19 protein-coding genes are annotated in these 17,204 nt (G+C 58.9%); 3 read left to right on the top strand and 16 right to left on the bottom strand.

Annotated elements, in window-relative coordinates:
- Window positions 1-22: 22 nt before the first annotated feature.
- Entirely contained in the window at window positions 23-718 is a 696-nt protein-coding gene (locus tag DWW12_RS03315) for a Bax inhibitor-1 family protein (protein ID WP_117854963.1), read from the bottom strand.
- A gap of 80 nt (window positions 719-798) precedes the next feature.
- Entirely contained in the window at window positions 799-1,137 is a 339-nt protein-coding gene (locus DWW12_RS03310; protein ID WP_117854961.1) for a hypothetical protein, read from the bottom strand.
- Between the two features lie 250 nt (window positions 1,138-1,387).
- Here DWW12_RS03310 and DWW12_RS03305 point away from each other — a divergent pair, with 250 nt between their 5' ends.
- The 3 genes from DWW12_RS03305 to DWW12_RS03295 all read left to right on the top strand — a co-directional run bounded on the left by DWW12_RS03305 (window position 1,388) and on the right by DWW12_RS03295 (window position 3,942).
- Window positions 1,388-2,437 (top strand): inorganic phosphate transporter, encoded by a 1,050-nt coding sequence (locus DWW12_RS03305; RefSeq protein ID WP_055251696.1) that lies wholly within the window; start codon window positions 1,388-1,390, stop codon window positions 2,435-2,437.
- Window positions 2,438-2,504: 67 nt separating this feature from the next.
- On the top strand, window positions 2,505-3,128 hold the full coding sequence (locus tag DWW12_RS03300; protein WP_055251695.1) for a DUF47 domain-containing protein: 624 nt from the start codon (window positions 2,505-2,507) through the stop codon (window positions 3,126-3,128).
- A 283-nt stretch (window positions 3,129-3,411) separates the two neighbouring features.
- On the top strand, window positions 3,412-3,942 hold the full coding sequence (locus DWW12_RS03295) for a nitroreductase family protein (RefSeq protein WP_117854960.1): 531 nt from the start codon (window positions 3,412-3,414) through the stop codon (window positions 3,940-3,942).
- Between the two features lie 165 nt (window positions 3,943-4,107).
- Here DWW12_RS03295 and DWW12_RS03290 read toward each other — a convergent pair whose 3' ends face one another.
- The 14 genes from DWW12_RS03290 to murC all read right to left on the bottom strand — a co-directional run bounded on the left by DWW12_RS03290 (window position 4,108) and on the right by murC (window position 17,136).
- Entirely contained in the window at window positions 4,108-4,782 is a 675-nt protein-coding gene (locus DWW12_RS03290) for a DivIVA domain-containing protein (RefSeq protein WP_117854958.1), read from the bottom strand.
- Between the two features lie 61 nt (window positions 4,783-4,843).
- On the bottom strand, window positions 4,844-5,089 hold the full coding sequence (locus tag DWW12_RS03285) for a YggT family protein (RefSeq protein WP_227790178.1): 246 nt from the start codon (window positions 5,087-5,089) through the stop codon (window positions 4,844-4,846).
- Between the two features lie 57 nt (window positions 5,090-5,146).
- Window positions 5,147-5,869, bottom strand: coding sequence for a cell division protein SepF (locus DWW12_RS03280; RefSeq protein WP_117786667.1), 723 nt, complete (start codon window positions 5,867-5,869; stop codon window positions 5,147-5,149).
- A 60-nt stretch (window positions 5,870-5,929) separates the two neighbouring features.
- The gene (locus DWW12_RS03275) at window positions 5,930-6,667 is read right to left on the bottom strand and encodes a YggS family pyridoxal phosphate-dependent enzyme (protein WP_117786668.1); all 738 of its coding nucleotides are present in this window, start codon (window positions 6,665-6,667) and stop codon (window positions 5,930-5,932) included.
- A gap of 119 nt (window positions 6,668-6,786) precedes the next feature.
- Window positions 6,787-7,644 (bottom strand): PhoU domain-containing protein, encoded by an 858-nt coding sequence (locus tag DWW12_RS03270; protein ID WP_117786669.1) that lies wholly within the window; start codon window positions 7,642-7,644, stop codon window positions 6,787-6,789.
- Window positions 7,645-7,736: 92 nt separating this feature from the next.
- Window positions 7,737-8,540: a phosphate ABC transporter ATP-binding protein PstB gene (pstB, locus tag DWW12_RS03265; protein ID WP_117786670.1), complete on the bottom strand. Its 804-nt coding sequence runs from the start codon at window positions 8,538-8,540 to the stop codon at window positions 7,737-7,739.
- A 12-nt stretch (window positions 8,541-8,552) separates the two neighbouring features.
- Window positions 8,553-9,458 (bottom strand): phosphate ABC transporter permease PstA, encoded by a 906-nt coding sequence (pstA, locus tag DWW12_RS03260; RefSeq protein WP_055251684.1) that lies wholly within the window; start codon window positions 9,456-9,458, stop codon window positions 8,553-8,555.
- Between the two features lie 3 nt (window positions 9,459-9,461).
- On the bottom strand, window positions 9,462-10,388 hold the full coding sequence (gene pstC, locus DWW12_RS03255; RefSeq protein WP_117757006.1) for a phosphate ABC transporter permease subunit PstC: 927 nt from the start codon (window positions 10,386-10,388) through the stop codon (window positions 9,462-9,464).
- A 1-nt stretch (window position 10,389) separates the two neighbouring features.
- Window positions 10,390-11,226, bottom strand: coding sequence for a phosphate ABC transporter substrate-binding protein (locus DWW12_RS03250; protein ID WP_117854956.1), 837 nt, complete (start codon window positions 11,224-11,226; stop codon window positions 10,390-10,392).
- Window positions 11,223-12,023, bottom strand: a complete 801-nt coding sequence (locus tag DWW12_RS03245) for a polyphenol oxidase family protein (RefSeq protein ID WP_117854955.1) — start codon at window positions 12,021-12,023, stop codon at window positions 11,223-11,225. Before DWW12_RS03245 ends, DWW12_RS03250 begins: the two co-directional genes overlap by 4 nt.
- 210 nt (window positions 12,024-12,233) lie before the next feature.
- Window positions 12,234-13,388: a cell division protein FtsZ gene (ftsZ, locus tag DWW12_RS03240; protein ID WP_055251674.1), complete on the bottom strand. Its 1,155-nt coding sequence runs from the start codon at window positions 13,386-13,388 to the stop codon at window positions 12,234-12,236.
- A gap of 199 nt (window positions 13,389-13,587) precedes the next feature.
- On the bottom strand, window positions 13,588-14,430 hold the full coding sequence (locus DWW12_RS03235) for a cell division protein FtsQ/DivIB (protein WP_055251672.1): 843 nt from the start codon (window positions 14,428-14,430) through the stop codon (window positions 13,588-13,590).
- 370 nt (window positions 14,431-14,800) lie between these two features.
- Window positions 14,801-15,712 (bottom strand): UDP-N-acetylmuramate dehydrogenase, encoded by a 912-nt coding sequence (gene murB / locus DWW12_RS03230; protein ID WP_117636007.1) that lies wholly within the window; start codon window positions 15,710-15,712, stop codon window positions 14,801-14,803.
- A 5-nt stretch (window positions 15,713-15,717) separates the two neighbouring features.
- Window positions 15,718-17,136 carry a UDP-N-acetylmuramate--L-alanine ligase gene (murC, locus tag DWW12_RS03225; RefSeq protein WP_099431529.1) on the bottom strand — a complete coding sequence of 473 codons (1,419 nt, stop codon included), beginning with the start codon at window positions 17,134-17,136 and terminating at the stop codon, window positions 15,718-15,720.
- Window positions 17,137-17,204: the final 68 nt, after the last annotated feature.

The following is a 17,204-nucleotide window of genomic DNA, read 5'->3' as shown; positions in this document are numbered from 1 at the left end:
GGAAGCATCGCAATGCCGCGCTTTAATCGCGACGGCCGAGGATGTTCAGAATGCGCAAGAACACGTTGATGATGTCCACGAACAGGTTGGATGCCATGAGCACGGCGTTGGGCAGCGTGGGCGGCACCGTCGTGGCAACATAGGTGTCGTAACCGATGAAGCCGGCGAACACCACGATCACGATCAGGTCGGTGATGGACTGCGAAACGCCCATGAACATCAGCACGATCTCGACCAGAATCGTGGCAAACAGGATGCCAAAACCAATGCCATACACACGCTGGAAGAACTTGGGGAAGGTCACGCCCAGCGCACCAAAGACAAAGGTGATGGCGGCCGTGGCGATAAAGGCGGTGTTAATGGTAGGCAGGTCGTAGTTGGCAAGACCAAACGACGCCGTCAGGCCAAAGGTGCTCGCAAAGACCACGTAGCCCACGAGTGACAGGCCCACGGACTGTTTGCTGGCAGCAGCCGACATCATGACCATGCCGACGATGGTCAAAATAAATGAGCCAAAGACCAGCGGCAAAGCGGCGCCGCTCATCATCATGCGCGCAAACGACATGGTGCTCGTAAAGTAAGCACCGGCGCCCATGGCGCAAAAGCCCAAAAAGATGAGAGCAGACATGACAAGGTTGTACGCGCGCGGCGACATCTCCTTGGCACGGCTTGCGCCGGTCTCGATGGGGCCATTCTGATAGCCCTGGATATCGTTCATAATTTCGTCCTTTCAAAAAGCACCGCGACGGCGCCGTAGCTGACAAGTTTCCTGCCATTGTACCCGAACGCCACGCGTTCTTACCTGCGGCGCTCGCCCTCGAGCGTACGATCAAACGCCCAAACCCACCAACGCATCACGTGTGCCTGCGAGCCGTCCGCCCGCTCGCGCGTCTGGTCCTCCAGATACAACTCGGTCGCATGTCCGCCAAAACGAACCTTATAAGTCGCCGTACGAATGCCGTGAACCGTCAGGCCAAAACCGGTGGACGAGACAATCTCGTCAATCGTAAAGCAACGACCGTCGACCCAGCAGACGGTGACCGGCACGACCTGTCCGCCCGCGAGGATGCGAGCCACGACGTCCACATACTGCTTGTGCACGCGCCGAGTTTTGCCATCTGTCTGTCGATATTCCATGTCTCCTATTATCGAACGCATGTTTGCATATTGTAAAGCGAACAGACTGTGGTTTTGGGGTGTTGGGGCGCGCGCATGTGTCCGCATGGCGTGTTAGCAAAAAGAACACCCGCGGTCAACAGGGATAATATTCAATTTTAGTGCCAAAAAATTCACTGCTCCCATCAGAACTCGGTAAAGAAACCCGCAGGAGGTGATACGATTTATCATGTTTCTGTAACGTGCCTGCAAACTTCGAGAAAGCCCATATATGGACGTAACGTTCTCAACCTTCCTCGGCCAACTTGTGTCGAACCCAGTCCTTGCCGTCACCGTGATCCTCGCGCTCGGCGCCATCTTCGTCAATGGATGGACCGACGCACCCAACGCCATCGCGACCTGCGTCACTACGCGTTGCATGCCCGCCCGCGCCGCCATTCTCATGAGTGCCGCATTCAACTTCCTCGGCGTGCTCATCATGACGCACTTTAACGCGAGCGTCGCCAACACCATCTCCCATATTGTCGACTTTGGCGGAAACAGTACCATGGCGCTCGCCTGCCTGTGCGCGGCGCTGTTCTCCATCGTCGTCTACGGCGCCACAGCGTCGCGTTTTGGCATCCCCACCTCGCAAAGCCACAGCCTTATCGCCGGCCTGACCGGTGCCGCTATCGCCCTCGGCGGTGCGAGCAGCGTCAACGTCCACGAGTGGATGAAGGTCATCTACGGCCTGGCGCTCTCCATCGGCCTGGGCTTTGTCATGGGCTGGGTCCTGTGCAAGCTCGTCTCGATTCTTTTCGCCGCCGCCAACAGGCGACGTGCCAATGTCTTCTTTAAATACGCTCAGATCGCGAGCGCTGCGGCCATGAGCTTTATGCACGGCGCGCAGGATGGACAGAAGTTCATCGGCGTGCTCTTTTTAGGCGTGGCCTTTGCCAGCGGCCAGACGAGCGTCGGCGATGCCGGCATCCCCATCTGGATTATGCTGCTATGCTCGGCCACCATGGGCATCGGCACCAGCGTGGGCGGCGAGCGCATCATCAAGTCCGTTGGCCAGAGCATGGTCAAGCTCGAAAAGTACCAGGGCTTCTCCGCCGACCTGGCGGGCGCCGCGAACCTGCTGCTTGCCACCCTTACCGGTATCCCTGTGTCCTCCACCCACATCAAGACCTGCGCCATCATGGGCGTCGGCGCCGTCAAGCGCCTTTCGGCCATCAACTTCGGCGTCGTCAAGGACATGATGTTCACCTGGTTCTTCACCTTCCCCGCCTGCGGACTCATCAGCTTTGTCATGGCCAAGCTGTTCATGATGTTCATCTAGTCAAAACGAGCGTCCATCCGGACCGCAAAACTTCGCCCACCCGTCTTCGCCTCGAAAGGACCCACTCATGGCAAAGAAACCCGATTCGTTCTACTTTGACAACTACGTCGCCTGCGCCGACCTTGCCGTCCAGGCCGCCGAGCTGCTTACCAAGATTTTCGAGAACTTCGATCCCGCGAAGATTCACGATATGCTCGACAAGATGCACGCGATCGAGCATGCGGCCGACAAGAAGCACCATGAGCTTGAGGACGCCCTGCTCACGGCCTTTATCACCCCGCTTGAGCGCGAGGACCTGGATCTGATGAGCTGCTCGCTCGACACCGTGCTCGACCGTATCGAGGGCGTCGTGCAGCGCGTCTACTTCACCAACATCCAGAGCATCCATCCCGACGCCATCGTCATCGCCCACAAGGTGACCGACGCCTGCCGCGCCATGAAGGACCTGATGGTCGAGCTGCCTAACTACCGCAAGTCCAAGACGCTGCGCGAGCTCGTCATCCAGATCAACACCATCGAGTCCGAGGCCGACGAGCTCTATATCAACGCCATGCGTAACCTGCACGTTAACGGCAAGGACCCGCTCGAGGTCATCGCTTGGCGTGACGTGTACGCCTTCCTGGAGTACTGCGCCGACTGCTGCGAGAATGTGGCCGATGTCGTGGATTCGATTGTCATGAAGAACAGTTAATTGGGGGTACGTGTCCCGGCGGCGAAGGGCCGGCCACGGTTTGCTTTCTCACTCCGGCTGCTTTGCAGAGTCGTTCGAAAGTAAACCGTGGCCGGCCCTTCGCCTTACGTACCACCATTGGGAACTTTGGCTGATAGATTTAGCGCGATGGGGGTTTGCCTGAAGGGACCTATGGTACCCGTTCGGACACTTTGGCCCTTGATGAGCGTTTGGCTGATTGCTGCTTTGGGTACTGTTTGGGTTACTTTGGGTTTGTTTGATTTTTAATTGTTGGAGGGCTTGTATGTCTTATTTTGATCTGGCTCGGTCTCGGTATTCTTGTCGCGAGTTTGAGAATCGTTCTGTTGAGCAAGCTGTGGTGGATGCCATTGTTGAGGCTGGGCGTATTGCTCCTTCTGCTTGTAATAATCATCCAGCCCGTGTGATGGTGCTGGATACGCCTGAGCTGTTGGAGAAGGCTGCTGCTTGTCAGCCTCGGTTTGCTCGTGATGGGTCTATCTTTGGAGCTCCGCTTGTCTTCCTTATTTGCAGCGTTACCGATGATGCTTGGGTACGCCCGTATGACCAGATGAATTCCAGTGAAATCGATACGTCCATCGTGTGCGACCAGATGATGATGGAGGCCACCGAGCAGGGCCTGGGAACGTGCTGGGTATGCCATTTTAAGCCTGAGGTGGCACAGGAGCAGTTCAATCTGCCCAAGGGCGTCTATCCCTATCACATGCTCGTCTGTGGCTATCCCGCCGACCACATCGCCGATCCCGAGCATCGCGAGGCCCGCACTATTCCCCTCTCCAACTTCCTCCTCAAGTAGTTTTTAGACATACCTTAAAATCTACCTTTTACCACGCGCCCTTCGCCGAGTTCTGTCCTATCGCATGCAGAGCTCGGCGTTTTGTTTCCCAACCCGTATACAGCCACAAAAAAGGAGCCCGCAGGTGCGAGCTCCTCTTAAGGACACTAGATTGTAGCTCTGATGCTAGTCCAGGTCGTCGGCAGCAAAGTTGTCGATCGGGGCAAAGGGATCGGCCACGGGGACAACCGGGTCAGCGACGGGCAGCGGCTCGGCGGGAACAGTCACCGCAGGAGAAGCGGCAGAACCGACCGGCGTGGAGGCCATGAGGTCGCCCGGGAAGGAGTTCTGGGCATCGTCCATGAAGTGCTGGATGAGCTTGAGATACTCGGCCTTGAACTCCTCACGGGAAGCCTTGAGACGATCGATCTCCTCGAGCTCGGCCTGCTTTTCGGTCAGAGCCTGGCGGATAACCTCGCGGGCCTTGGCGTCAGCCTCGTTGCGGATACGCTCAGCATTCTCGTTGGCATCGTTGACGATGGTCTCAGCGGTCTGCTGGGCAGCGATCAGGGCAGCGGAAATCTGGCGCTCCTGAGCGGAGAAGTCAGGGGCGGGAGCAGCCACGGGGGCGGCAGGAACGGCTTGGGCGGTGGCATCCTGAGCCTGGGCAAGCTGAGCCTGCGCATCGGCAAGCTGCTGCTCGGTAGCAGTCAGACGACCCTTAAGGTCGACGATCTTAGCGAGCATAGCGTCAACCTCGGAGGACAGTGTCTCCAAGAAGACGTCGACCTCGGCAGGATCGTAGCCACGCTTGGCCTCAGAGAAAGTCTGAGCCTGGATGTCTGCAGGGGTAATAGCCATAACAAGTCTCCTTTTTCATCGCCTCGGCGCTACACGCCCGACGTAAGTTACTAAGTCAGTTCTACACGAGTATACCTATAAGAAGCTGCAGAACCAGCCTCTGCACCAACTGTAACGCAATAATCGCAACGACCGGCGAAAAATCGATACCGCCCATCGGCGGGATGAAACGACGGAACAGGTTGAGCCACGGACCGCACACGCTATCAAGCACCGCGGCAATATCCTGAAGCAAACCACCCTGCTTCATGGGAATCCACGTCATAAAGCAGTAGACGACAATGAGCGTGGAATAGAAGTTGAACAGCGTGTTGACCAGCTGGACGATAGTGTAGATGTTGATGGGAATCTCCTCGTCTTGTCTTTACTTAAGGTAGCCGTCGGCACGAAGCTTCTTGAGATCGGAATCTTTGACCTCGCAACCGGCGGGCAGCACCATGAACACGCGGTCGCCTACCTCCTTGACCGTGGCGCCCAGACCGCAGGCAAAGCCGTAAGAGAAGTCCAAGACGCGCTTGGCAACTTCGGTGCGTACGCCCACAAAAATCAGTGCGACAGGCTGCTTGGTGCGAACGCGGCGCACCACGGTCTCCACGTCGTCATAGCTCTCGGGGCGCAGAACATAGGCCGGCAGCTGCGGCGTGGCGTTGATGATATTGCTCGCATAGGCCGAGGCATCGCTCGGTGCAGGCGTGGGCGCAGCGGCGGCACGGGCGCGGGTGTTCTCGGCGTAGCTCGACGGCGTGTCATAGGCACCAGGACGATAACCGCTCGCAACGCTGTCCTGCGAGCGCGAAGGCGGGTTATACGTCGTGGCATGGCGAGAGTCATCGCCGACCAGCTGACCGGAGCGCGTATACACGGCAACCGACTCAGCTTCACCACGGCGCGTCTGACCAAGCAGGCCGTTGCTCGGCTCATCTTGGGTGTAGAAGCCCTCGCCCGAAGCACCGCTGTAGCCGTTGTCCTGATAACCATCGTCATAGCCGTCATCGTAGCCGTAGTCGTCGTCCTGGCCATAACCCTGGTCGTAACCCTGCTGGCCGCCCAGGTGCATCTTATTTTTAATCTCGTCAAGGAAGCCCATGGTTGTGTCCTCTCGCGGTTTAGTGCAGGCGCCCCGATAATCAGTGCGCACTTCAGAGCCTTATTTTACTGCAAACTCCGGGCTAAATACTACCCTGCCCAGGCGAACGAGCGTAGAGCCCTCCTCAAGGGCAGGCTCAAAGTCCTCGCTCATGCCGCAGGAAAGCTCAGGCAGGTTCAAATCGGGATGTGCCGCCTCCAGCTCATCCCTCAGCTCACGAAGCCCCGCAAAGGTGCGGCGTGCCACATCCTTATTCCCCCGGGGCGCCATAGTCATAAGCCCCTGCACGCAAATTCCCTCAAGCTCCGCAAGCTCACCCGCGGCGGCGCGAATCTCATCGGGCGAAAAGCCTCCCTTCGACTCCTCACCACTCACATTGACCTCAATGAGCACACGCTGGGGGCCGGCGAGCTCGCCTGCCTTAATCTTGCGGACAGCACGGCTCGAGATCGCCTGCGCCAGATGCAGCGAACCCACCGAGTGAATCAGCTCGGCTGAGCCCAGCACCGCATTGATCTTATTGGTCTGCAGGTTGCCGATCATATCGAAGCGCACCTCGGGCAACTCCGGATGCTCCGCCAGACCCGTGAGCTTGCGAACCAGCTCCTGCGGGCGGTTCTCGGCAAAATGGCGATACCCCGCCTGGATGGCAGCAACAGTCTCATCGACACCAACGGTCTTGGACACGGCAATGAGGCGCGCGTCGTCGTGGGGGCGGCCCGCGTGATCGAGCGCCGCATAAAAACGTTCCAGAATCTGCTCGCGGCGAGCGCGCATCAAGTCCAAATAGTTATCCATTGCCAATCGCCTCCGCTGACAGCCAAACAAGTAGTCCCATGCTAACGCAAGAGCGCGGCCCCGCATGTGCAAGGCCGCGCTCACTTAGGTATTTACAATCTTTCGACGAACGGGGCTAGTTACTCCTCGTCGTCCTCGCCATCGTCCTCGTCCTCAAGATGATCGAGCAGGTAGCGAAGACCCTCGCTGAGCTCGTTGGCGGGCACCTTGGCAACGTAGTGCGCGTCGACGGCGGGCCTCATGATAACACCCTCGCCCGAAGGCACGCGCATGCTCTCGAGCTCATCCTCGTCCACACGGGCGATATCGCCGGCGTTCATGCGCTGACCAGTCAACAGGAAGGTCAGACGGCAAGCGGCATCGATGGAAATCGAAGCGATGCGATCGAGATAGCGCGAAACCATGATGGCGCGGCGCAGGTCGTCATAGTTGCCGTCGTCGTCCATAAAGTCGCCCGTATCCATACGGTTAAAGGTGCGGAAGAACTTCTCGTAGGCGGCGTGCACTGGCTCGTCCTCGACGGCCAGGTTGCAGATGATGGACATGTCATTGGTAACGAGCGCAGAAAGCGAAGAGCCCAGCACCTGGTAAACAGCTTCGGCCTCGGCCTCAACCGTACCGACGAGCTCCTGGGGCAGCGAGATGTCGGCCTTGACCATGTGACGCGTGGCGCGGCAGATCTGGCGAACCTTATCGGTCATGCGCTGCAGGTTAAAGTCGACGTAGATAATCGTCTGCAGCAAGCGGAAGTCGGAGGCGACCGGCGACTGCGTGGCGATCAGGTTGTAGCACACGGCCTCCAAGTTGGCGCAGCGCGCGTCAATCGAAAGCGTGCGCTTCTTGGTCTTGGTGGCGAGCTTGCGGTCGTCGGTCACATAGGCCTTAACGGCATCGTGGAGGGCCAGATCGACGGCCTCGTAGATGCTCAGCATCTCGTGGCGGGCCTCGATGAGCTGACGGGAAAACAGTTTACGCATGGTTCACTCCAATCAGTTGGGTGCGGTCATGCCGCCCGCACAGTGAATACGCACCGGACCAGGTCCGATCGGCTTGGGACTAGTCGCACCGATCAGCCAAAGCGGCCGGTGATATAGTCTTCCGTCCGCGAGTCCACCGGGCTGGTGAAGATCGCGTCGGTTTGACCATACTCGATGAGCGTGGCAGGCTCACCGGCAACTTCCTGCAAGAAGAATGCGGTGTAGTCGCTGATACGAGCTGCCTGCTGCATTGAATGCGTGACGATGATGATCGTCATCTCGGGCGCCAGCTCGGCCATCAAATCCTCGACCTTAGAGACGGACGTGGGGTCGATGGCGGAGCAGGGCTCGTCCATCAGGAGGACATCGGGTTGCACCGCAAGCACGCGCGCGATGCACAGACGCTGCTGCTGACCGCCCGAGAGCGCCAAACCATCCTTGTTGAGCTGATTAGATACCTCTTTCCAGAGGTTGGCGCGCTTGAGCGATTCTTCCACGATGTCATCGAGGTCGCTTTTGCTAGTCACGCCCTGCAGACGAGGGCCAAAGGCGACATTATCGTAGATGGATTTGGGAAACGGGTTGGGCTGCTGAAAAATCATGCCCACGCGGCGACGGAGGTCGACCGGGTCGACGCCCTCGGCATAGATATCGTTGCCGTCGAGCGTCATGGTGCCCTCGACGCGCGTACCCTCGATCAGGTCATTCATGCGGTTGATGCAGCGCAAAAACGTCGACTTACCGCAGCCCGAAGGGCCAATGAAGGAGGTGATGGCGTTTTTGGCGATGTTGAGGTCGAGCCCCGTTAGCGCATGAAAGTCACCGTACCAAAAGTTGAAATCCTTGGCCGTAATGGCCGCTTGCTCCAGCGTGGGAGCGGACTGATAAACGGACATGGGACTCCTTAACTAGCGACGCTTGCGCGACAGGAAGCGCGCAAACAGGTTGAAGGCCAGAATGATCACCATCAGCAAGAGCGCGGTGCCGTAGGCTGCGTTCATGTTGATGCCGTCGTTGGCAAGCAGGTACAGGTGAACGGTCATGGGGCGGCCGGAATCGAGCGGCGAGATAGGTAGATTGATGGCCTGGCCCATGGTGTAGAGCACCACGGCGGTCTCGCCAATGGCACGGCCGATGGCAAGGACAATGCCCGTGGCAATACGGCCAAAGGCAGAAGGAAGCACGATCTTGGAGACAACCTGCCACTTGGTGGCGCCCAGGCCATACGCGCCCCAACGGATATAGCGCGGAACGGCGCGAATGGCCTCTTCGGTGGTGCGCATGACGATGGGAAGCATCAAGAGCGCGAGCGCCAGAGCGGCCGAGACCATCGAAAGGCCCAGACCCATAGCCTCGACAAACAAGGCGTAGCCAAACAGGCCCATAACGATGGAGGGCACCGAGGCCAAAGCGTCAGCAGCGTAGCGAATGAGCTCGACGATCTTGCCCTGCTTGGCGTACTCGGCCAGATAGACGGCTGCCAGCACAGCGATCGGCGTGCAGATAAGCATGGCGAGCGCCGTCACATAGACGGTCGAGACGATCGTGGGCCAAATACCGCCCTCGGCGTTGACGCCCTGGGGCCAACCGAAGATAAAGTCGAGCGAGATGTGTGGCAGGCCGTTGATGACCACGTAGGCGATGATAGCGACCAGCACCAGCGTGGTGATGTATGCCGCGGCACGGAACACGCCAAGCATGATCTTGTTGGACAGGTCCTTGTTGATGCGGCCCTTCTTGCCGTGGGAAAGGGCACGCTTGATGCGCTCGCGCGACGAGGTCGTATCGACCGTCGTGTCAACGGAATCGGACATAGCCTACCCCCTCTTCTTCTTGGAAATCAGACGGACGATGCCCACCAGCGTGGCGGAAATGATAAACAGGACCACGCCCATGCCGAACAGCGCCGAGCGATGCAGACCCGAGGAATAGCTCATGTCGAGCGCAATCTGGCTCGTGAGCGTCGAGATGGGGCTCGCAATGCTGTCGGGAATAACCGGGGCGTTACCCACGACCATGAGCACGGCCATGGTCTCGCCGATGGCACGGCCCATACCCAGCACGATGGCATCCACGATACCCAGCTTGGCGGCAGGTAACACGACCTTATAGATGGTCTGCCACTTGGTGGCGCCCATGGCATACGATGCCTCGCGAATGCCCATGGGAATGGAATTGAGGGCATCGATGGTGAGCGTGGTGATGGTAGGGACGATCATGATGGCAAGCACGAACCACGCCGTCAGCGCACCAAAACCAAGACCACCGGTCAGCTGCGCGATAAATGGACGGATGATGATCATGCCAAAGAAGCCATAGATGATAGAAGGGATGCCGGCCAACAGGTCAACGGCAGGGCTGATGAGCTTGCGCACGCGCTTGCTGGCGATCTCGACCAGATACACGGCCGTGCCCACGCCTAGGGGCACACCCATGGCGAGCGCACCGACGGTCACCAGACCCGAGCCGGCAAGCAGCGACACGATGCCGTAGTGACCCTCAGAGGGCGCCCACGTAAAGCTAAAGAAGTCCGCCAGACCGATGTCGGTAAAGACGGGCAGCGCCGAGTACGTGGTAAAGACAAAAATCAGGATGACGGTAACGACCGCCAAGAACGCGCAGGCAAAGAAGATCCACTGCAGCGCCTTCTCCTTGATATAGGTACTGCGCGATACGAGCGCCAGCTCGCGCTTCTTGGGCGTCTGAACATTCCGCTCAGTCTGGGAGTTTTCCTGTGCTTCCATGCTACTCACTCCCCTTCTCGTCGTTGGTGACGGGGATAAAGCCCGCCTCGCGAATCTGCTTGTCCATCTTTTCGGACGTCACGTAGTCGATGTAATCCTGCGCCTGCTGCGAAGGCGCACCCTTCACAAAGAAGTAAAGGTCGCGTGAGATGGGATAGCCGCCGCTCGCGACCGTCTTCTCGGACGCCTCAACATGATTGACCGAGACGGCCTTGACCGAGGTCTTGGCGTTGAGGCTATCGACGAAGCCCAGCGAAATGTAGCCAATGGCACCGCGCGAACGAGATACCACGTCGCGCACCTGGCCCGTGCCCGAAAGAACGGCGGAGCGGCGATCGAACGGGGTGCCGTCCATCACGATGGTGCGAAAGGCCTCACGCGTGCCGGACGCCTCATCTCGGTTGATGACCTGAATCCCCAGGTCCTCGCCACCGACTTCTTTCCAGTTGGTGATCTTGCCGGCGTAAATATCGCGGAGCTGCTCGGTCGAGAGGTTATCGACCGGGTTATCGTCGTTCACGATGACCGCGATACCGTCGTGGGCAATGACGATGGGAGTCAGGCCCAAATCCTGTTCGTCGGCATTGAGTCCACGGGAGGAGCTGGCGATATCGGCCGTGCCAGCGCTGACGGCTTCGATGCCAGCGGAAGAACCCAAACCGGAAACGAGCACGTCGATGCCGGTCTCCTCCTTAAAGCCCTCTGCCGCAATCTCGGCGATAGGAAGGCAGGTCGTGGAGCCGGCCACAGTAATGGAAGAGGTAGAAGATCCCGAAGAACAGGCGCACAGCGTAAGCGTAAGCACAGCGGCGCTCAGGACCGATACGATCTTTCTCATAGCATCACGCCGATCGCGGCATGGCGCCCACAGGTGCCGTCCTCGTTACGGTAGGAATAAAAGCGGTCGTTCTGACGCACGGTCGAAAGCTGGGTATCCACGATATTATCCGCGTCGACACCGACATCTACCAGCGCCTCGCAAATGGCAGCGGAAAGATCGAGCATGCGAGAGGTACTCGCATCGATCCAAGAGAACTCGGCGGCAAAGCGATCCATGAGCTCCTGGGAAACCTCGTACTCGTCACCCAGGATATGGGGCCCGATATAGGCGGAAACGTCGCTCGCATCGCAGCCGGCAGCATCGCAAAGCGCCTGGCACGCCTTGGCAGAAATACGTGCAATCGTGCCCTTCCAACCGGAGTGCACCACGGCAAATCCGCTGGGGGCCACCAGCACCACGGGAACGCAGTCGGCAAAGCAGAGCAGCACGGGCACGTCATGGGCCGTACAGACGATGGCGTCGCAGCCCTCGGCAATCTGCTCGCGAACAGCCTCAAGATCGTCGGCGCCGTTCGAAGTCACCGTAACGATATGGTCACCATGTACCTGATTGGGCACGAGCAGATTATGCTCGCACTCAGTGGCGCCCATAGCTTCGAGCGCTCGACGACGATTTTCTTGAACAGCAAAGGGGTCATCGCCTACATGCGAGCCCAGGTTGAGCGAGGAGTACGCATCTTCAGAAACGCCACCGGCGCGCTCGGTAAAGGCAAAGCGGACATCGGATGTCGCGCCCTCCACCAACGTAACTCCATCATGGTCGACACGCGAAACGTTGTCCGCACGTGCTGCCATACTAAAGCCTCCTAATAACACAAGTACCGCGGCGTCGCCGCGCAGTCCGCGTTTATACGGCTGTCATACTTCCTTAAAAGGATACCCGCAGCGGTAGGGACCAAACGTAAAGGGAACGTAAGGAGATTGGAGGCTTTCGTTTACAAACGAGAAACAAAACGGGGTGCATCCGAATGGACACACCCCGTGCAGGTCGTTGAGAAAAACGAACTAGAAGCTACCGCGCTTTAGGAAGTCGGGAAGCTCGAACTGGTCGTTGCCAAAGTTGGGCAGCTCGGTACCACCGACGTTGCGGGTCGGAGCGGCCTGAGCCGGGCTGGCAGCCGGAGCGGTGCGCTGCGGCTCAGCGGAGGCAGCGGCCTTGCTCTGAGACTGCTGAGCAGCAAAAAGCTCATCCTGACGGTTGACGTTGGAGTCGGAGAAGCCCGTAGCGATGACGGTGATACGCACCTGATCGCCCAGGGACTCGTCGACAACGGTACCGAAGATGATGTTGGCCTCGGGGTCGACGGCGTTGGCGACAACGTCGGCGGCGTCGCTGATCTCCTGGATGCCCAGGTCCTTGGAACCGGCGATGGAGAGCAGCACGCGCGTGGCACCATCGATGGAGCTCTCGAGCAGCGGGCTGGAGATGGCCTGCTGGGCAGCGTCGACGGCACGAGTATCCCCAGAAGAGGTACCGATACCCATCATGGCGGTACCGGCCTGCTTCATGATGGTCTTAACATCGGCGAAGTCCAGGTTGATGATACCGGGGACGGTGATGAGGTCGGTGATGCCCTGGGTGCCCTGGGAAAGGACGCCATCGGCAATCGCGAAGGCCTCGAGCATGGTGGTCTTCTTCTCGGCGATGTCGAGCAGCTTATCGTTAGGAATGACGATCATGGTGTCGACGCAATCGGAGAGGGTCTTGATGCCCTCCTCGGCGCTCTTCTTACGCTTGCGGCCCTCGAAGGTGAAGGGCTTGGTCACGACGGCGACGGTCAGTGCGCCGACCTCGTTCATCGCGATATCGGCAACGATGGGAGCAGCGCCGGTACCGGTGCCGCCGCCCTCGCCGCAGGTGATAAACACCATGTCGGCGCCAGCGAGCGCCTCGGCGATGTCGTCGCGGGACTCATCGGCAGCCTTGCGGCCAACCTCGGGATTGGCGCCGGCGCCCAGGCCGCGGGTAAGGTCGGTGCCGATGTGCACCTTGATATCGGCATCAGAGATCGCGAGTGCCTGAGCATCGGTGTTGATGGCAACAAACTCGACGCCGCGGATGCCCTCTTCGATCATTCGATTGACCGCGTTGGTACCGCCGCCGCCGACGCCGACCACCTTAATGACGGCAAGGTAGTTGTTGATCTCTGTCTCGTGCATGTCGGTCCTCCGAACAAAGGTTATAGCCATAGCATGGGTCGACCCCTGCGCACATTAACCTTCAGGTTGAAAGTAAATGCAAAGGTAAACCGTATTATGTTTGCACATTATGAACGTATCAGTCAAATAATTGACCGTGAAAACCAAACAAACCAGATAAACGGCGTGGTATGGCCCCTCAACAAAGCATCAACCAGCGCTACGAGGTCGGAGCATTCCTAAATGTGTAGTTGCCCGGAGAGCGCACATTGATATACGTTACGCCCTCTACCTGCGAAAGCAACTTGGTGACTACGCGTTCCTTCTTGGCGATATCGTCCGAATCGCCCAGCGACACCTCAATGCCGTTATTGAGGTTTGCCGAGATGGCTTCGACCGAAGGCGTGGAAATATCCTTGACTTGTCCCAAGAACTCGCTCGAAAAACCACGCACATAATCCAGGCCGGCCTTAACGGCTTTGGAGTTCACCGCCTGGCCGGAAACCGGAGCGACATCCGCCGAGACATCAGTCAATAACACCGCGCCATAATGCTTGGCGAGCGCCAGCGCGGCATCGATTCCGGTCAAGGTATTTGAGCCCTGCCCTGTCGTGATGACGTTGCCCTGGTCGTCCACTTCGACCGACGTCGACAGCGGGGCGATCCAGGTGTCATCGTCTCCGATAGCCCAGGCAAGGTCGTCGGAGCTGATATACGCAATGGCGATAACTTTACGCTCCGTCGGCGTGATGATAAGCGTATGGGGAAACTGGCGCTGGACATCCACGCCCGAAACCCACGGGTTCTGCTTGAGATCCTCGGTAATCTGGTCGGGATCGACGTTAAAAAGCGACGTTCCCTCGGGCAAGTCGATCAGCTGGATAGCATCGTGCTTCGTCACATGCTCGCTGCCTTGAATCTGAATATCAGTGGCAGTAAACAGTCCAGAGTTGATCACCACGATGGCCACGACGACGAGCACGGCCAAGACGGCCAGAACGCCGCCCACGATTTTGCCTTTGCCTGTAACGACAGAAGCGGCATCTGATGTTTTATTTGCCATCGCTCCAAGTGAAGATAACGGGTTGAAACCTTTTTTACTCGAAGGCTTCTTGGCGGTAGCCGGCACCGATGTCAGCGAGCGCGGTTTCGATGCGCCCAGCGTGAGACCTGGACGCGCCGCTTTAGTTCCCGTCGAGGGCTTGGGAGCTGCCATGGGACGGGCAGGCTTGGCGCCCATAACAGGCTTTGACGTCACCGAGGGACGCGAGGACTTTTTTGCGGCCGGACGATTACCGAGCTGCGAGCCGACGACCGGACGACTGGTCTGTCGAGCATGCCCGACAGACTTAGAGTGCGCGACGGTATTGCGTTGAGGTTTGGCAGGCGCGCCGGAACGCCCTCCGGCGCGGCGGAAGGTGGGTTTCGATGCTCTAGAAGCCGAGGAATTTAACTTCCGGTCTGAGCTCGATGCCATACGCCTCCCTCACCTTTCCGTGCACATGTCTGATAACCGCGGCAACGTCATCGGCCGAGGCAGTTCCGTTATTAACGATAAAATTAGCGTGAACGGGCGAAACTTCCGCGCCGCCAATCGAAAAACCCTTTAATCCACAATCCTCGATAAGCTTGCCCACACTCGCATCGGGCGGGTTGCGAAAGACAGACCCGCAGGATGCGCGACCCATGGGCTGCGTACGCTTGCGCCTTGTAAGGTACCGCTCCATGCGCTCGCGAATGTCGGCCTTGGGCGCCGGTTTAAGCTTGAGCACGCACTCGAGGATGATCTCATTGCGGGGAAGGCTACATTCGCGGTAGCCCCAAGAGATCTCGGACCCCGCATAATGCTTGATACCGGATGCCGGGTCAAACGTTACGACATCCTCAACCAGCGAGCCAATCCACTCGGTCCGCGTGCCGGCATTCATAGATATCGCACCGCCGACCGAACCAGGAATGCCAACGGCAAACTCAAGGCCCGAGAGGCTACGCGACAGGGCATCGTTGACCAGGCGCGCAAACATCACGCCCGCACCGACCGTCAGCGTACAACCGTCATCGGCAACAACCGTGCGCTGGAACTCACGTCCGAGCGAAATGACGGCACCGCGATAACCGCCATCGGCAACCAGCAGATTGGAGCCCTTGCCGATGATGACCCACGGCACCTGCTCGCGATCGAGCACCGCCACGGCGCGGCGGAGGGCATGATAGCTATGGCACGTCACAAAGAGGTCGGCCTTGCCGCCGATACGATAGCTCGTATGACGCGCAAGGCGCTCGTCCTCGATCACATCCGTGTCGATCATGCCCGAGAGCGCCATGACGGCGTTAAACAGACCCATTAGACTTAAGCGTCTTTCTTGGCAGTCAGATACTCAATGAACTCGGGACCGACGGTCGTAACGTCGCCGGCACCCATGGTGAGCAGCAGGTCGCCCTCGCCCACCATCTGCTCGAGCTCCTGATTGAGCTCAAGACGGCTGGAGCAGTACACGACCTCCTTGCCAGGATGCTTGGCGCGCACGGTATCGGCAAGCATCTTAGAGGTGACACCCGGAATGGGCATCTCGCCAGCCGAGAACACATCAATCAGCAGCAGTTTATCGGCATTGGCAAATGCATCGGCAAAGTCGTCGCACAGGGCCTGCAGGCGCGAATAGCGGTGCGGCTGGAACACGACATCGACGTGCTTGTAGCCCAGCGAAGAAGCGGCAGCAAGCGTCGCCTTGATCTCGGTGGGGTGATGGCCGTAATCATCGACCACGGTGATGCCATCGATATCGCCCACGTGGGTAAAGCGACGGCGGACGCCCTCAAAGCTCGAGAGCGCCTTGGCGGCGGCGTCGATGTCAAGGCCCAGGACATGGGCGACGGTGAGCACCGCCGTGGCGTTGAGCATGTTGTGGCGACCGGGGTTGCTCTTGATCTCCACAGCGTGCTCAGTGCCGTCCTCAAAGCGAACGATAAAGTCACTCTGGATGCCCTTGACATCCGGGTGCACGCAGACGATGTCGTTGCTCTCGGCAAAGCCGTAGGAAAGCACGTGACGGCCCGTCGACTTGGCGAGCTCGACCAGATGCGGGTCCTCACCACAGACGATGACGGTGCCGTCCTCGCCCACCAGGCTCATGAATTTGGCGAAAGTTGCCTCGATCTCCTCGATACCCGAGTAGTGATCGAGGTGGTCGGCCTCGACGTTGGTCACAATGACTACGTTGGGGTTCAGGAACAGGAAGGAGCTGTCGGACTCGTCGGCCTCGGCGACAAAGTAGTCGCCCGAGCCGTTCTTGCCGTTCGTGTCATAGCCCTCGACGATGCCGCCGATCAAGAAGCTCGGATCCAGACCCATGCGGTCGAGCATGGTGGCGCACATCGAAGACGTGGTGGTCTTGCCATGCGTGCCGGCAACAGCGACGGTAGTGTAGCCGTGGCCCAAAGCAGAGAGCATCTTGGCACGGGGCCACACGGGAATGCCCAGCTCGCGAGCGCGCACGAGCTCAGGGTTGGACTCCGGAATAGCGGTGGAGACAACAACCACGTCGGGCTTGACCTCGTCGATCGTGGCTGCCTCATGGCCCACATGCACCTTCACACCAGCGCGTGTAAGCTGGCGGATATAACGTGATGTCTTAAGGTCGGAGCCGGTAACGGCATAACCGCGCTCGTGCAGAACGAGGGCGATGCCGCTCATGCCGGCGCCGCCGATACCGATAAAGTGGGCGCTCTTAAACTCGGGCGCGGAGGTTGCAGTCTGGGAATCAGCCATGTGCTCGTGTACTCCTTGCGTAAACACTGCCTGTAACCCGTTAACTGTACCGCACCTACCGCATCAGC

Origin of the sequence: Collinsella sp. AF14-35 (assembly GCF_003464565.1) — a bacterium.
GTDB lineage: Bacteria > Actinomycetota > Coriobacteriia > Coriobacteriales > Coriobacteriaceae > Collinsella.
The sequence above is the reverse complement of the archived record's forward strand: the minus strand, read 5'-3'. Positions and strand labels throughout refer to the sequence as shown.

Excerpts from the sequence above, each read along its gene's own strand:
- DWW12_RS03315 (WP_117854963.1), bottom strand. The coding sequence starts at position 718 with ATGAACGATATCCAGGGCTATCAGAATGGCCCCATCGAGACCGGCGCA.
- DWW12_RS03310 (WP_117854961.1), bottom strand. The coding sequence starts at position 1,137 with ATGGAATATCGACAGACAGATGGCAAAACTCGGCGCGTGCACAAGCAG.
- DWW12_RS03305 (WP_055251696.1), top strand. The coding sequence starts at position 1,388 with ATGGACGTAACGTTCTCAACCTTCCTCGGCCAACTTGTGTCGAACCCA.
- DWW12_RS03300 (WP_055251695.1), top strand. The coding sequence starts at position 2,505 with ATGGCAAAGAAACCCGATTCGTTCTACTTTGACAACTACGTCGCCTGC.
- DWW12_RS03295 (WP_117854960.1), top strand. The coding sequence starts at position 3,412 with ATGTCTTATTTTGATCTGGCTCGGTCTCGGTATTCTTGTCGCGAGTTT.
- DWW12_RS03290 (WP_117854958.1), bottom strand. The coding sequence starts at position 4,782 with ATGGCTATTACCCCTGCAGACATCCAGGCTCAGACTTTCTCTGAGGCC.
- DWW12_RS03280 (WP_117786667.1), bottom strand. The coding sequence starts at position 5,869 with ATGGGCTTCCTTGACGAGATTAAAAATAAGATGCACCTGGGCGGCCAG.
- DWW12_RS03275 (WP_117786668.1), bottom strand. The coding sequence starts at position 6,667 with ATGGATAACTATTTGGACTTGATGCGCGCTCGCCGCGAGCAGATTCTG.
- DWW12_RS03270 (WP_117786669.1), bottom strand. The coding sequence starts at position 7,644 with ATGCGTAAACTGTTTTCCCGTCAGCTCATCGAGGCCCGCCACGAGATG.
- pstB (WP_117786670.1), bottom strand. The coding sequence starts at position 8,540 with ATGTCCGTTTATCAGTCCGCTCCCACGCTGGAGCAAGCGGCCATTACG.
- pstA (WP_055251684.1), bottom strand. The coding sequence starts at position 9,458 with ATGTCCGATTCCGTTGACACGACGGTCGATACGACCTCGTCGCGCGAG.
- pstC (WP_117757006.1), bottom strand. The coding sequence starts at position 10,388 with ATGGAAGCACAGGAAAACTCCCAGACTGAGCGGAATGTTCAGACGCCC.
- DWW12_RS03250 (WP_117854956.1), bottom strand. The coding sequence starts at position 11,226 with ATGAGAAAGATCGTATCGGTCCTGAGCGCCGCTGTGCTTACGCTTACG.
- DWW12_RS03245 (WP_117854955.1), bottom strand. The coding sequence starts at position 12,023 with ATGGCAGCACGTGCGGACAACGTTTCGCGTGTCGACCATGATGGAGTT.
- ftsZ (WP_055251674.1), bottom strand. The coding sequence starts at position 13,388 with ATGCACGAGACAGAGATCAACAACTACCTTGCCGTCATTAAGGTGGTC.
- DWW12_RS03235 (WP_055251672.1), bottom strand. The coding sequence starts at position 14,430 with ATGGCAAATAAAACATCAGATGCCGCTTCTGTCGTTACAGGCAAAGGC.
- murB (WP_117636007.1), bottom strand. The coding sequence starts at position 15,712 with ATGGGTCTGTTTAACGCCGTCATGGCGCTCTCGGGCATGATCGACACG.
- murC (WP_099431529.1), bottom strand. The coding sequence starts at position 17,136 with ATGGCTGATTCCCAGACTGCAACCTCCGCGCCCGAGTTTAAGAGCGCC.